The sequence below is a fragment of the Mesorhizobium sp. ES1-4 genome (assembly GCF_020164745.1).
Classification (GTDB): Bacteria; Pseudomonadota; Alphaproteobacteria; order Rhizobiales; family Rhizobiaceae; genus Mesorhizobium.
In genome coordinates this window covers 170,728-183,712 of sequence record NZ_JAIUGV010000003.1, presented here as the reverse complement: position 1 = coordinate 183,712, position 12,985 = coordinate 170,728, and the positions used below count along the sequence as shown (strand labels likewise).

The following is a 12,985-nucleotide window of genomic DNA, read 5'->3' as shown; positions in this document are numbered from 1 at the left end:
GACCTCGGCGCATCCGGCCGCCTTGTCGATCGCAGAGATGACATGCATGCGGCCTAAGCCTCTGCGTCAACTGGCGGCATCGGTTGTTGCTGATTGAGCAGCGTAGACAGGGCCGTGATGATCTGAGGCGGGGCGAAGGGCTTGGTGATCATTATGCTTTCAGGAACACCTTCGGCGCCCCAATGTGGCGCACTGTCACCGCTGATATACACGACAGGGATGGTCGGATGGGCGCGCCTCAAGTGCTTGGCCAGTTCCCAACCTGACTTTCCCGACCCAAGGCGGATATCGGTCAGCAGGCTGCTGAAGTTTTCCGGGTCCGCATCGAACAACTCGATCGCCGCTTCGGCGTTCGAAAGCGCTACGACCTGAAAGCCGGCCCCCTCCAGAGCCGATTCAAGGTCCAGCAGTATCATTGGCTCGTCTTCAACGACGAGGACCGCGCTATCGCTCATGGTGGAATGCACCCCTACCCCATGCCAACAAACCGCATAACCGCACTTTGGTTGCAGCTAGCCGATAAAATAAACGTGATGGTTGATATCGCGCGACCAAACTGTTGCGTGTGCTGTTTTAGCCGGCCATGCAACAGGAGCCAAGATTGGGTGAGATCGAGCTTTGCGCGAGCCCTCCATGCAAGTTTTTGCAGGAACCCGCCTGATCGGCCGGCTGCGACCCGGCCGCCGCTCAGGGGACGATCAGCGTGCCGGCGCCGTGTTCGGTGAACAGTTCGAGCAGCACCGAATGCGGCGTCTTGCCGTTGAGGATGACGACGCCTTCGACCCCGCGCTCGATCGCCTCGATGCAGGTCTCGACCTTGGGGATCATGCCGCCGGAGACCGTCCCGTCCTTGATCAGCGCCTTGGCCTCCGCGACCGTCAGTTCGTCGATCAGCTTCTTGTTCTTGTCGAGAACGCCCGGCACGTCGGTGAGGAACAGCAGGCGCGAGGCCTTGCAGGCGCCGGCGATGGCGCCGGCGAAGGTGTCGGCGTTGATGTTGTAGGTGTGGCCGTCGCGGCCGGGCGCCACCGGCGCCAGCACCGGAATCATCTCGGAGCGCGCCAGAAGGTCGAGCAGCCTGCGGTCGACCTCGACCGGCTCGCCGACGAAACCGAGATCGAGCACGCGCTCGATGTTGGAGTCCGGGTCGATCATGGTCTTGCGCGCCTTTTCGGCGAACACCATGTTGCCGTCCTTGCCGCACAGGCCGATCGCCCATTCGCCCTCGGCGTTGATCAGCGCGACGATCTCCTTGTTGATCGAGCCGGCCAGCACCATTTCGACGATCTCGACCGTCTTCTGGTCGGTGACGCGCAGGCCGCCCTCGAATTTGGATTCGATGCCCATCTTGGTGAGCATGGCCCCGATCTGCGGCCCGCCACCATGCACGACGATCGGATTGACGCCGGATTGCTTCAGGAGCGCGATGTCGCGGGCGAAGGCCTTGCCGAGTTCGATATCGCCCATGGCGTGGCCGCCATATTTCACCACGACGGTCTTGTTCTCGTAGCGCTGCATGTAGGGCAGCGCCCGCGACAGGAGGGCGGCCTGCATTTCGGCGGTGGCGGCGACGTCCGTCATCGGCGTGGGTTCCTGGGTTTTGGTTCTATGCATCTCGTTGTCCCGAAACCGCTGGGCACTGCTGGGCGGCACGCATCAGGTAAGGACGGCGGCGTCTTAGCGGGAATTGACGCGAGCCGCAAATGGCATTGCTGTCATATTCGAGCGGTTCACGGTGTCGTCAGTGTGACGGCACCATCAGCGGCGCCCGCCGCGTCAGCCAGCCGGAGATCTTTTCCATCTGCGCGGCGAGCGACAGAAGCGTTTCCTCGTCGCCCGGGCGGCCGGCGGCCTGGATGCCGAGCGGCAGGCCGGCGTCCGTGACATGGACGGGCAGGGCGATCGACGGCTGGCCGCTGACATTGTGGATCGCCGGCCAATGCGTGAACCAAAGGCTCTTGTCCATCAACTGGCCGAACAGCGGCTTGATCTTGAGCAGTGGGGTGAGATGCAGCTTGTCGAGCAGGTTTTCGATCAGTTCATCGGCGCCTTTCGGGTCCATGGCGCCGCAGGCAAGCGGCGGGTGCGCGATGATGGGCATCAGCACCGCGTCGTAGCGCGCGGTCTCGGTGATCAGTTGCCGCGAAGCGGCATGCAGCCGTTGCAGGCCGGCATAGGTTTCGCCGGCCGAGATCATTTCGCCCAACCGGCCCAGCACCCGCGTGGCGCGCTCGATGTCTCGGGTGACGGAACGGCCGACGCGCAGCGCTTCACCCCGTAACGAGCCGGCGACGGCGGAGGCGACCGTCGTGCAGAAGTCGGCGAAGAAATCGCGGCCGATGAAGGGCAGGTCGATCTCCTCGACGGTGTGGCCGCCCTCGCGGGCGAGCGCCACGGCAATGTCGAGCGCCTTGAGCGTCTCGGCCGAGATCGGCAGGCCAAGCGGCGATTTGCGGTACACGGCCAGCCTGAGCTTGCCGGGATCGCGCGCGGCGGCCGCGGCGAACGAGCCCTTCGGCGGCAGCGCGGCATAGGGCGCCAGCGTGTCGGGGCCGTGGGTAAGGTCGAGCAGCAGCGCGCAGTCGCGCACCGAGCGGGTGACCGCGTGATCGACGACCATTCCGTACCAGCTTTCGCTCACCAGCGGCGACAGCGGGACACGGCCGCGCGAGGTCTTGAGACCGACAAGCCCGCTGCAGGCCGAAGGCACGCGGATCGAGCCGCCGCCATCGGAAGCATGCGCCACCGGGACGACGCCGGCGGCGACCAGCGCCGCCGAACCGCCCGACGAACCGCCGGTGGTGTGGCCGGTATTCCAGGGGTTGCGGGTGATGCCGAAGGCCTTGGACTCGGTCATCAGCCGCAGCCCGTGCTCGGGCGACGTCGAGGTGACGATCGGGATCAGCCCGGCGGCGAGATAGCGGTCGGTCATCACCGAGTTGAAGTCGGGCACCCAGGCCGGAATGCGGCTGCCGCCATGCGAGGGCACGCCCTTGATGGCGATGCCGAGATCCTTGATGGCAAAGGGCACGCCGGCCAGCGGCAGAGAAAGGTCGATGGCCTTCGCGCGGGTCCGCGCTGCCTCATAGAGCGGCTGTGCCGTTGCATTGATTTCGGGGCGGGTGGCCTCGGCCCGGGCGATCGCCGCCTCGGCCAGCTCGATCGCCGACAGTTCGCCCTTGCGCACCAGGCCGGCAAGGCCGGTTGCGTCTTCTTCCCACAAGATCCGTTCGACGGACATGCGCGCTCCCCCGTTGCCGCCAAGCTAGTCAGCGGCAATTCCCTTGGCAATCGCAGCCTGCGCCCGGACGGCGGAACTTTAGGTGCATGGAATGTTTACGGCGTTGCAAATACAACGCAATTGCCTAATTTGCCTCGCATGACGCCGCAGGACATCACCAAGCTGATCGTCCGGACTTCGATGAAGGACCGGGCCGCGTTCGATCTGCTCTACCGGCAGACCAGCGCGAAACTTTTCGGCGTTTGCCTTCGTGTATTGAACGACCGGGGAGACGCGGAAGAAGCGCTACAGGAAGTCTTCGTCAAGATATGGATGAAGGCGGATCGTTTTGCTGTATCCGATCTGAGCCCGATCTCCTGGCTGGTGGCGATCGCGCGCAACCATGCGATCGATCGCATCCGAGCGCGGCGCAAGCCGGCCGCCGATATCGATGCAGCGCTCGACGTGGCCGATCCGGCGCCGGGACCTGAAGCGATGGTGGTGGCGAGCGGCGAATCGGAACGCATCCATCATTGTCTCGATGAACTGGAGAAAGACCGGGCGGCGGCCGTCCGGGGCGCTTATCTCAAGGGCGAAAGTTATGCCGAACTTGCGGAACGCCACGGCGTGCCGTTGAACACGATGCGCACCTGGCTGCGCCGCAGCCTGATGAAACTCAGGGAATGCCTGGAAAGATGACGCTGGCAGAGGACAATGGACCGGAACGTGGGGGCGACGACATGTTCGCCGCCGAATACGTGCTCGGTGTGCTGCCATCTGACGAACGGCGGATCGCATCCAGGCGCATCGATTCCGAAGCCGATTTCGCGCGGCTCGTCGATGATTGGGAAGTTCGCCTGTCGCCGCTGGCCGCGGCCTATCCGGAAACCGAACCACCGGCTTCGGTGAAGCCGGCGATCGACCGCCGGCTGTTTGCATCGGCCGCGGCCGTCTCTGCTGAGCCGCGCGCCGGCTTCTGGTCCAGCCTTGCCTTCTGGCGCGGCCTTGCCGTCGCGGCTGTTGCTGCTCTGGCTCTCTATGTCGCCGTGCCCTACGTCAATCGCCCGGCTGAACAGCCGCAGGCGCGCCTTGTTGCATCGCTGGCCGCCGACGGCAGCGACGTGAAGTATCTCGCCGTCTACGATTCCGAGCGGCACGAGGTCAGCCTTTCGCATGTTTCCGGCGCGCTCGCTTCCGGCAAGGACTTCGAACTTTGGATGATCGAGGGCAAGAGCGCCCCGGTCTCGATGGGCGTCATCCCGGCCGGTGCGACTGCGCATATCGGGGTCTCGCCCGCCACGCAGCAAAGGCTGGCGCAAGGCGCTGTGCTGGCTGTCAGCCTTGAGCCGGCCGGCGGCTCGCCGACGGGCCAGCCCACCGGCCCCGTGGTTGCCGCGGGCGACTTGAAGAGCATCTGAGCGACCCCTTCTGTCTTGCGGCACCAAGACAGAAGACATCCAGTCTATCTTTCATGGCGGACGTCTAGGTGGCTCTTTAAGCCGGCAGATCGCCTCGTCCTCAAAAACTCTGTCGCGGTGCGAATAATTTAAAAATCGAAAATATTCTGAAACTCACGCGATTGTGCTTCGTATCTCCTCACGTCCCCAAAAATGGGAAGAGAAACCCCGAGGAGTTTGAACATCATGCGTAGACTCGCTACCCTTTTGCTCGCCGGCACGATCGCCGTTTCCGCACTCGCCACTGCTGCGTATGCCGAAAACCCGATGGTCGGCGGCGCCGCCATGTACGCCAACAAGAACATCGTCGAGAACGCCGTCAATTCGAAGGATCACACGACGCTGGTTGCTGCCGTCAAGGCTGCCGGTCTTGTCGAGACCCTGCAGGGCCCTGGCCCGTTCACCGTCTTCGCGCCGACCAACGAAGCCTTCGCGGCACTGCCGGCAGGCACGGTCGACACCCTGCTCAAGCCGGAGAACAAGGACAAGCTCGCCAAGATCCTGACCTGCCATGTCATCGGTGCCAAGGCGATGGCGGCGGATGTGATGGCCATGGCCAAGGCCGATGGCGGCACCCACAAGGTCAAGACGGTCGGCGGCTGCGAACTGTCGCTGAAGGCCGATGGCGGCAAGGTCACCGTCACCGACGAGAACGGCAACGTCGCCAATGTGACGATCGCCGATGTCGAACAGTCCAACGGCGTCATTCACGTCATCGACAAGGTTCTGCTCCCGAAGATGTGATCGGGCGCAAGATGTAACAAGGCGCTTGCTGCGGGCGAACCCGCTGCAAGAGCTCTCCGTCGATCGCGTTGTCTCGCTCCCGTGCTCCGCAATCGACACGCATGCTCCGCGCCGTCACGGTGGACCGTGGAACGGCGCGGAGTGTCGTTTGGGGCAACCGTCACCGGCTTTTGACTTTCGGGCGGCGGTATAGTTTGGCAAAACAGACGACAGGAGGAACTGGTCATGAACCGTCGCGACTTTCTTTTGAGCGGTGCCGCCGCCATCGGCGTTGTCGGAGCCGCGGCAACGATGCTGCGCATGGGTCCGCAGTCCGCGCAGGCCGCCGAGAAATTCGAGGTCACCAAGACGGAGGACGAATGGAAGGCCATCCTGTCGCCGGCCGCCTTCGACGTGCTGCGTAAGGAAGGCACCGAGTATCCCGGCACCAGCCCGTTGCTCAACGAACACCGCAAGGGCATCTTCGCCTGCGCCGGCTGCGACCTGCCGGTTTATCCCTCGGAGACGAAATTCGATTCCGGCACGGGCTGGCCGAGCTTCTGGCAGGAGATCGCCAATGGCATCGGCAAGACCGAGGACCGGTCGCTGGGCATGACCCGCACCGAAGTGCATTGCCGCCGCTGCGGCGGTCATCTCGGCCATGTCTTCGACGACGGTCCGGCGCCGACCGGCCTGCGCCACTGCATCAACGGCGTGGCGCTGAGCTTCAAGCCGGCGACCGCCTGACGACGCCAAGGCAACAAAAAACTCCGGGCTTTGCGGCCCGGAGTTTTTTGCGTGGGTCGGGGCTTTCGGGCGTGGACTGGAGGAGCTTCCCGAAAACCGCTGCCACGGTTCCTTGCTTCAATGCCCGCCGCCTCCGCCACCACCGGGCGCGGCCGGCTTCTTGATCAGCATCGTGAAGAACCCCAGTGTGCCGAACAGCACCGTCAGCAGATAGAACACATCCATGAAGGACAGCAGCGCCGCCTGCTGGTGGACCATGCCCGACAACTTGGAGATCGCCGCGCTCGCGGCGTCGAGCCCGGTGGTCTGCTCGAAATTGAGCGTCATGTTCTGTAGCTTGGTCTGCGCGGCGGCGCTGCCCCACTGCACATGTTCTGAGAGCCGGGCGTAATGGAACGCATTGCGGTCGATCAGCACGGTGTTGATGACGGCAAGGCCGACGGCGCCCCCGAGGTTGCGGGTCAGGTTGAACAGTCCGGACGCATTCTTCAGCCGGTCCGGTGGCAAGGTGCCGAGCGCGATGTTGTTGATCGGCACCATACACAGCATCATCGAACAGCCGCGCAGGATCTGCGGGATGAGCAGCTCGTAAAAGTCCCAGTCGGCGGTCAGATGCGTCATCCACCAGGTGCCGGTGGCGAAGCCGAACAGGCCGATCATCATCATCAGCCGCAGATCCATCTTGCTCGAAAGGATGCCGGAGATGGGCGCGGTCAGGAACATGGCCAGGCCGCTGACGAACAGCGCTTCGCCGATCATCATCGAATCGTAGCCGCGGATGCGTCCGAGGAAGACCGGATAGAGATAGGTCAAGCCATAGAGGCCGATGCCGATGACGAAGGAAAACAGCGAGCCGAAGGCGAAATTGATGTTGCTGAACGCCTTGAGGTCGACGATAGGCTCCTCGGCCGTGAAGACCCGCCAGAAGAAGATCACCGCGCCGATGGTCATGATGATGGCGCAGATGAAGACCGCCTGGTCCTGCAGCCAGTCGTTGTTCGGGCCCTCTTCAAGCACATATTCCATACAGCCGAGAAAGGCCGCCATGCCGGCAAGGCCCCACCAGTCGAACTTCGAGAACAGCTTGAGATTGGGCTTGTCGAAATCGATCAGCGACCACGCCGCGGTCGCCACCAGGATGCCCGGCACGACGTTGACCAGGAACAGCCAGTGCCATGAAAAGGCGTGGCTGATATAGCCGCCGACGGTCGGACCGATGGTCGGCGCCAGCGTCGCCACCAGGCCGATCATCGGCGAGACGATGGCGCGGCGCGACGGCGGGAAGATGGTGAATGCCGCCGCGAAGACGCTCGGGATCATGCCGCCGCCGATGAAGCCCTGCACGGCGCGGTAGACGATCATCTGGTCGATGTTGGTGGCGGTCGCGGCAAGGGCGCTGGCCGCGGTGAAGCCCGCGGCCGCGATGGTGAACAGCACGCGCGTCGACAGCATCCGGCTGAGGAAGCCCGACAGCGGGATCATGACCACCTCGGCGATCAGATAGGCCGTCTGCACCCACGGTATCTCGTCGGAGCTGGCGCTGAGGCCGGCCTGGATCTCGGCCAGCGAGGCCGAGACGATCTGGATGTCCAGGATAGCCATGAACATGCCGAACACCATCGCCAGGAAGGCGATGACGCGTCGCGTCGAGATTGTGTCGGGCACGGCCGGCATAGCCGGCGGCGATCCTGCGGTGATGGTTGCGGTTGCCATGTCCTGGGCCTCCTTGAGGCAGGCCGGGCGGCTCGGTGCCTTGATCGGCCACCAAGCCGCCCTCCGAAAAGCGCTTAGTTGCTGGTCGCGGCGGGTGCGGTGCGGCTGTCGACGGCGACGACGACGCTGAGGCCGGCGCGCAGCTTGCCGGTCTTCAGCGCATCGGCCGGTACGTCGATGCGGACCGGCACGCGCTGCACGACCTTGGTGAAATTACCGGTGGCGTTTTCCGGCGGCAGCAGCGAAAACACCGAGCCCGAGGCAGGCGCCAGCGACGAGACGGTCCCCTGGATGGGTTGGCCGTCGATGGCGTCGACTGAGATGTTGACCTTTTCGCCAGGGACCAGCCGGGCAAGCTGTGTCTCCTTGAAGTTGGCGACGATGTAGAGCTTGTCCATCGGCACCACCACGGCGAGCTTCTGGCCGGGGCTGACCAGATCGCCCTGTTCGACGGAGCGGTTGCCGACGACGCCGTCATACGGCGCCTTGAGCACGGTGAAGGAGAGGTCGCGCGCGGCCTTGTCGCGGCCAAGCTGCAGCGATGCCAGCGTGCTGGCGGATTCCGCGCGCTGCGCCTCGAGCACGCCGATATTGGCCTGCGCGGCGGCAATCTGCGCGTCGGCGCCGACGAGCGCGGCATTTGCCTGGTCGAGCGCGGTCTGGGCGTCGTCCAGCTGTGCCTGCGTACCGACATGAGTCTTGACCAGTTGCGCGGCGCGTTGCTGGGCACGGCCGGCATTGTCGGCGGCGGCCTGGTCGGCGACCTTCTGCGCCTGCGCCTGCTGCAGGGAGGCCTGCGCGGCCTTGGTCTGCGCGTCGATGCGGTCGAGCGTCTTTGCCAGCGTGGCGATCTGCGCCTCGGCCTGGGCAACGGCGATCTTGTAGTCGCCGGAATCGATCGTCAGCAGCGGATCGCCGGCCTTGACCTGCTGGTTCTCGCTGACCACGACCTGATCGACATAACCGGAAATTTTTGGCGAGACGAACGCCATGTCGGCCTGGACATAGGCGTCGTCCGTCGAGATCATGAAGCGGCCCGTGGTCCAGTAGTCATAGCCGTACCAGGCGCCGCCGCTCAGCAGGGCAAGACCGATGATCGGCAGCAGGAACGAGCGCACCGAGCGCTTCTTCTTGGCCGGAGCTTCAGCCGCCGGCGGCGGTGCGACAGCCGGCTGGACGTGGACGTCGGGCACTTCCGTCGCTGGGGCAACCTTGGCATTGGGGAAAGGACGGACTTCAGCGGTGGCAGGCGTGTTCGAGGACATGACATCTCTCTAAAGTTATAATACTGAACCGTTCGGTTCGATCTGGGCGTTGACATAGCGCGTAAAGAGGACCATATCAAGTGGAAATCGAACCGGGTGGTTCGAATAATTTTCGAGGTGTGACTTTCATGGTTGAGCCTGTGCGTGGCGCCGAAACCGACCAGTGCGAGGATCTGCTGGATGGCCTGCGCCGCGGCCGGCCGGCTGCCGGACAGGACCCGGTCAAGCGCAGCCAGATCATCGCCGGCGCCCGCCGTGTCTTCATCGAAAAGGGCTTCGAGGCCGCTTCGATGAACGACATCACGCGCGAGGCCGGCGTTTCGAAAGGCACCATCTATGTCTACTTCGCCAACAAGGAAGAGCTGTTCGAGGCGCTGATCGAGGAAGAGCGCGGCACCATCTTCAAGAACATGTACGACATGCTCGACCGCGCGGACGATCTGCGCCAGACGCTGGTCAAGTACGGCAAGGTGCTGTCCATGAAGATCACCTCGGCCAGGGTCATCCAGGCGCAGCGCACGGTAATCGGCGCATCCGACAGAATACCCGACATGGGCGCCCGCTTTTACGAACGCGGGCCGAAGCGCGGCCATGACAAGGTCGTGACGTTCCTCAATGCCGCCATCGAGCGCGGCCTGCTCGAGATCGACGATGTCGATCTCGCCGCCTATCAGTTCACCGAACTGTGCCTGGCCGGTCTTTTCCGGCAGTGCATCTTCGCCTACCGCACCAAGGCCCCGACCCAGGACGAGATCGACCACATCGTCAGGTCGGGCGTCAACATGTTCCTGAAAGCCTACGGCACCGAAAGGCTTGTCGAGGACGAAAAAGCCCCGCCGCAAGCGTAAAGGCAGATCGGTATGGGCGATCCGAAGCTCCAGGATCAGATGCGGCGCATCGTGACGGACTTCAACGCCGGCCGCCACGAGCAGGCGCGGCTGCTTTGCGAGGAGGCTCTTCGCCGGAGCGCGGACGACCCAGGGCTCAACCATCTCATGGCCGCCGTTCTTTTCGCCAAGGGAGAGCTGTCGCGAGCCCGCACCCATATTCATGCAAGTCTGGCGATCAGGGCCGACAACGCATCGGCTCAATTGCTCGCCGGCCGCCTGGCGCGGGCGGCACGGGATTTCGACCAGGCGCTCTCCCATCTCTCACGCGCGGCGGAATTGGCGCCTGACGCAGCCGTGCTTGTCGAGCAGGCGCGGACACTCGACGAGGCTGGCGACCGGGCCCGGGCGCTCGAGGCGTGGCGGCGGGTGACGCTTGCCGATCCCTTGTCTGGAGAAGCGGCAGCGCGTCTGGGCCGCATGCTTTTCGAGGACGGAATGCCTGCCGATGCGGCACCTTTGCTGGAGCGGGCCGTGAGCGGCAACGCGCCCGCATCGGCATGGTTCGACCTCGCCCTTGTCAGGCAGGATCTGCATGATCATGTGGGGGCAGCGGCCGCCTTTCGCAAAGCGCTGGAGATACGTCCCGACGACGCCGAAGCGGCGGTCAATCTTGGGGTGGCGCTGCAGCAAACGGGCGACATGGACGGCGCGATGGAGGCCTACCGGTCGGCCTACCAGCAGCGCGCCACGACCTTCGGCGTCATCGCGATGGCCCTGACGTCGGCGCCGCACGGCAAGCTTTGGATCGACCGCGAAGCGTTGAAGGGCTTGCTTGGCGGCTAGAGAGCTCCAGGAAAATTCCAACTCTTTGTTTTCACGCAATTCCGGACGGAAACCGCTACGCACTTTCCCTGGAATTGCTCTAGCGGGCGCGTTTTACGCGAAACTGCTTCCGGTAGACGCCGGGTTTGGCAAGAACATCGGCAACGGTCTTTTCGTAGGAAGCCTTGCGCGCGGCATCGAAGCTTTCGAAGACGAGTTCGGGCGCGGCGCGCGGCACGGGAAAGCATTGCGCAACCGGCGTGCCCTTCGCCAGCACGCCGGAGAAACCGTGGTCGGTCCAAATTGCCGGGAAATTGATGCCGGCGTCCTGGAAATGATCGGCATCGACAACACCGGTCACCAGTCGGAAAGGAAGATCGTCGCGGTTGACCGGATGGGTAGCGAAGAGGGACCAGCCTTCCTCCAGCTCGATCGTCCAGAAGCTGTTGAACTTTATGGCCGCGAGCCCATTCGAGAACGGTGCTCCGGCGAGCTGTTCGGCGACATGGAAGCTGAGCGGCGAACGCGGGTGGCCCTTCGTTGACGGCCCGGCGATGTCCCACCGCCATTCAAAGGCGCCGTTCTCGACTGTCACATCGCATGGCAGCAGGATCATGAAGCCATGTGTCATGGCATCGACGAAGGGCGGGCACTGCTTTACGGTCCGGATCTCTCGCCCATGGATTTCCGAAAAGGCTTTCGGAGGCATCTTGCGGAGCCAGTCAGGCAGCAGGGCGCGCGCCGGAACCGGCCGGGGCAGCGTTTCGGCAAGCGCGGGATCACAACGAAAAACGATACGCATCCTATGCCCTCAAACGGCACTGACTCGGCCTGAAATCATCCGGCTCTTAACCGCCATTGGCGGCGAGCACGATCGCTGCACGCAATTCCTCCAGGCCCTCGGTCTTTTCCGATGACGTCGCCAGGACAAATGGAAACGCCGCGGGCCGCTTCTTGATCTTGACCAGGGTCTCCTCGATCAGGCGCGGCACGCCAGCGGCCTTGATCTTGTCGGTCTTGGTCAGCACAATCTGGTAGGAGACCGCGGCCTTGTCGAGCAGCGACAGCACCTCGTCGTCCTTGGCCTTGATGCCGTGGCGGGCGTCGATCAGCACATAGACCCGCTTCAGCGTGACCCGGCCCTTGAGATAGTCGAAGACCAGCTTGGTCCACTCGTCGACCTTCTCCTTGGGGGCGGTGGCGTAGCCGTAGCCCGGCATGTCGACCAGCGCCATCGGCGGCAGGTCGGCGCCCTCGCCCGAAAACCCGTCCGGCACGAAATAGTTGAGCTCCTGCGTGCGCCCCGGCGTATTGGAGGTGCGCGCCAGCCCCTTCTGGTTGACCAGGGCGTTGATCAGCGACGACTTGCCGACATTGGAGCGGCCGGCAAAGGCGATCTCCGGCGGCCCTTCCGGCGGCAGGAACTTCATGGCCGGAACGCCGCGGATGAAGATCCACCCGCGCGTGAACAGGTCGGTGCCGATCGTGGTGCTGTCGGGAACGTTCAAGCTGCTGCCTCCAGAAGAGAGATGTCGGCGCCCCTGATGGCATCGAGGTTGCGGCCGACCTTGTCGACGGGCCAGTCCCACCACGCCACCGCCAGCAGCCGCCGGATCGTCCTGTCGTCGAAACGCATCTTGACCATCTTGGCCGCGTTGCCTGCAACGATCGCATAGGGCGGCACGTCGTGCGTCACCACCGATTTCGCCGCGATGATGGCGCCATGGCCTATTTCCACGCCAGGCAGGACCACCGCCTCCATGCCGATCCAGACATCGCTGCCGACGATCGTATCGCCACGCACTTCCTTCGACCATGTCGCCGGGTCAAAACCCTTTTCCCAGCCATGGCCGAAGATGTTGAACGGATAGGTCGAGAAGCCTGACATGGCGTGGTTGGCGCCGTTCATGATGAAACGCGCACCTTCGGCGATGGCGCAGAATCTGCCGATGACGAGCTTGTCGCCGATGAAGGGGTAGTGGTGCAGCACGCATTTTTCGGCGAATTTGTCGGGCCCGTCCGGGTCGTCATAATAGGTGAAGTCGCCGATCTCGATGTTCGGCGCCGTGACCAGCGGCTTGAGGAAGCCGACGCGCGTGTGCATCGGGATCGGGTGCTTGATGCCGGGGTTGGGTCCGTCCATGTCGAAGTCCGTCCAGGAAGTGAGAGCCACACGAATCCGGAATCCGCGTGCCTGGTCAAAATAAC

At 63.9% G+C, this 12,985-nt stretch carries 14 protein-coding genes; 6 read left to right on the top strand and 8 right to left on the bottom strand.

The features are described from left to right. Positions 1-53: 53 nt before the first annotated feature. The 3 genes from LB556_RS06825 to LB556_RS06815 all read right to left on the bottom strand — a co-directional run bounded on the left by LB556_RS06825 (position 54) and on the right by LB556_RS06815 (position 3,241). The gene (locus tag LB556_RS06825; RefSeq protein WP_224565379.1) at positions 54-455 is read right to left on the bottom strand and encodes a response regulator; all 402 of its coding nucleotides are present in this window, start codon (positions 453-455) and stop codon (positions 54-56) included. 232 nt (positions 456-687) lie between these two features. After that, positions 688-1,581, bottom strand: a complete 894-nt coding sequence (gene argB / locus LB556_RS06820) for an acetylglutamate kinase (RefSeq protein WP_224565945.1) — start codon at positions 1,579-1,581, stop codon at positions 688-690. A 160-nt stretch (positions 1,582-1,741) separates the two neighbouring features. Continuing rightward, positions 1,742-3,241: an amidase gene (locus tag LB556_RS06815; RefSeq protein WP_224565377.1), complete on the bottom strand. Its 1,500-nt coding sequence runs from the start codon at positions 3,239-3,241 to the stop codon at positions 1,742-1,744. Positions 3,242-3,379: 138 nt separating this feature from the next. Here LB556_RS06815 and LB556_RS06810 point away from each other — a divergent pair, with 138 nt between their 5' ends. The 4 genes from LB556_RS06810 to msrB all read left to right on the top strand — a co-directional run bounded on the left by LB556_RS06810 (position 3,380) and on the right by msrB (position 6,147). Then, the gene (locus LB556_RS06810) at positions 3,380-3,919 is read left to right on the top strand and encodes a sigma-70 family RNA polymerase sigma factor (protein WP_224565375.1); all 540 of its coding nucleotides are present in this window, start codon (positions 3,380-3,382) and stop codon (positions 3,917-3,919) included. Continuing rightward, a complete protein-coding gene (locus LB556_RS06805; RefSeq protein ID WP_224565943.1) occupies positions 3,916-4,638 on the top strand; it encodes an anti-sigma factor domain-containing protein in 723 nt (240 codons plus the stop codon). The genes LB556_RS06810 and LB556_RS06805 overlap by 4 nt, the downstream gene beginning before the upstream one ends. A 225-nt stretch (positions 4,639-4,863) precedes the next feature. Next, on the top strand, positions 4,864-5,421 hold the full coding sequence (locus LB556_RS06800; protein WP_224565373.1) for a fasciclin domain-containing protein: 558 nt from the start codon (positions 4,864-4,866) through the stop codon (positions 5,419-5,421). Positions 5,422-5,646: 225 nt separating this feature from the next. Then, the gene (gene msrB / locus LB556_RS06795) at positions 5,647-6,147 is read left to right on the top strand and encodes a peptide-methionine (R)-S-oxide reductase MsrB (RefSeq protein WP_224565371.1); all 501 of its coding nucleotides are present in this window, start codon (positions 5,647-5,649) and stop codon (positions 6,145-6,147) included. Positions 6,148-6,264: 117 nt separating this feature from the next. Here msrB and LB556_RS06790 read toward each other — a convergent pair whose 3' ends face one another. Beyond that, the gene (locus LB556_RS06790) at positions 6,265-7,860 is read right to left on the bottom strand and encodes a DHA2 family efflux MFS transporter permease subunit (protein ID WP_411908570.1); all 1,596 of its coding nucleotides are present in this window, start codon (positions 7,858-7,860) and stop codon (positions 6,265-6,267) included. A gap of 74 nt (positions 7,861-7,934) precedes the next feature. Beyond that, the gene (locus LB556_RS06785) at positions 7,935-9,125 is read right to left on the bottom strand and encodes an HlyD family secretion protein (protein WP_224565369.1); all 1,191 of its coding nucleotides are present in this window, start codon (positions 9,123-9,125) and stop codon (positions 7,935-7,937) included. Between the two features lie 128 nt (positions 9,126-9,253). Between LB556_RS06785 and LB556_RS06780 the strand changes: the two genes are divergently transcribed. Both LB556_RS06780 and LB556_RS06775 read left to right on the top strand, forming a co-directional pair. After that, positions 9,254-9,973, top strand: a complete 720-nt coding sequence (locus LB556_RS06780) for a TetR/AcrR family transcriptional regulator (RefSeq protein WP_224565367.1) — start codon at positions 9,254-9,256, stop codon at positions 9,971-9,973. Between the two features lie 12 nt (positions 9,974-9,985). Then, on the top strand, positions 9,986-10,798 hold the full coding sequence (locus LB556_RS06775; protein WP_224565365.1) for a tetratricopeptide repeat protein: 813 nt from the start codon (positions 9,986-9,988) through the stop codon (positions 10,796-10,798). Positions 10,799-10,877: 79 nt separating this feature from the next. Here the strand turns inward: LB556_RS06775 and LB556_RS06770 are convergent, their stop codons facing one another. Genes LB556_RS06770 through LB556_RS06760 form a run of 3 tightly spaced genes read right to left on the bottom strand, consistent with a single transcriptional unit; the run spans position 10,878 to position 12,920 of the window. After that, positions 10,878-11,579 (bottom strand): hypothetical protein, encoded by a 702-nt coding sequence (locus LB556_RS06770; protein ID WP_224565363.1) that lies wholly within the window; start codon positions 11,577-11,579, stop codon positions 10,878-10,880. Positions 11,580-11,625: 46 nt separating this feature from the next. Further along, complete coding sequence (gene yihA, locus LB556_RS06765; protein WP_224565360.1) at positions 11,626-12,285, bottom strand: ribosome biogenesis GTP-binding protein YihA/YsxC; 660 nt, start codon at positions 12,283-12,285, stop codon at positions 11,626-11,628. Then, positions 12,282-12,920: a CatB-related O-acetyltransferase gene (locus LB556_RS06760; protein WP_224565358.1), complete on the bottom strand. Its 639-nt coding sequence runs from the start codon at positions 12,918-12,920 to the stop codon at positions 12,282-12,284. The genes yihA and LB556_RS06760 overlap by 4 nt, the downstream gene beginning before the upstream one ends. Between the last annotated feature and the right edge of the window lie 65 nt (positions 12,921-12,985).

Coding starts and splice junctions, on each gene's coding strand:
- LB556_RS06790 (WP_411908570.1), bottom strand. CDS start 7,860: ATGGCAACCGCAACCATCACCGCAGGATCGCCGCCGGCTATGCCGGCC.
- LB556_RS06760 (WP_224565358.1), bottom strand. CDS start 12,920: ATGGACGGACCCAACCCCGGCATCAAGCACCCGATCCCGATGCACACG.
- LB556_RS06825 (WP_224565379.1), bottom strand. CDS start 455: ATGAGCGATAGCGCGGTCCTCGTCGTTGAAGACGAGCCAATGATACTG.
- LB556_RS06780 (WP_224565367.1), top strand. CDS start 9,254: ATGGTTGAGCCTGTGCGTGGCGCCGAAACCGACCAGTGCGAGGATCTG.
- LB556_RS06775 (WP_224565365.1), top strand. CDS start 9,986: ATGGGCGATCCGAAGCTCCAGGATCAGATGCGGCGCATCGTGACGGAC.
- LB556_RS06800 (WP_224565373.1), top strand. CDS start 4,864: ATGCGTAGACTCGCTACCCTTTTGCTCGCCGGCACGATCGCCGTTTCC.
- LB556_RS06815 (WP_224565377.1), bottom strand. CDS start 3,241: ATGTCCGTCGAACGGATCTTGTGGGAAGAAGACGCAACCGGCCTTGCC.
- argB (WP_224565945.1), bottom strand. CDS start 1,581: ATGACGGACGTCGCCGCCACCGCCGAAATGCAGGCCGCCCTCCTGTCG.
- LB556_RS06810 (WP_224565375.1), top strand. CDS start 3,380: ATGACGCCGCAGGACATCACCAAGCTGATCGTCCGGACTTCGATGAAG.
- msrB (WP_224565371.1), top strand. CDS start 5,647: ATGAACCGTCGCGACTTTCTTTTGAGCGGTGCCGCCGCCATCGGCGTT.
- LB556_RS06770 (WP_224565363.1), bottom strand. CDS start 11,579: ATGCGTATCGTTTTTCGTTGTGATCCCGCGCTTGCCGAAACGCTGCCC.
- LB556_RS06805 (WP_224565943.1), top strand. CDS start 3,916: ATGACGCTGGCAGAGGACAATGGACCGGAACGTGGGGGCGACGACATG.
- LB556_RS06785 (WP_224565369.1), bottom strand. CDS start 9,125: ATGTCCTCGAACACGCCTGCCACCGCTGAAGTCCGTCCTTTCCCCAAT.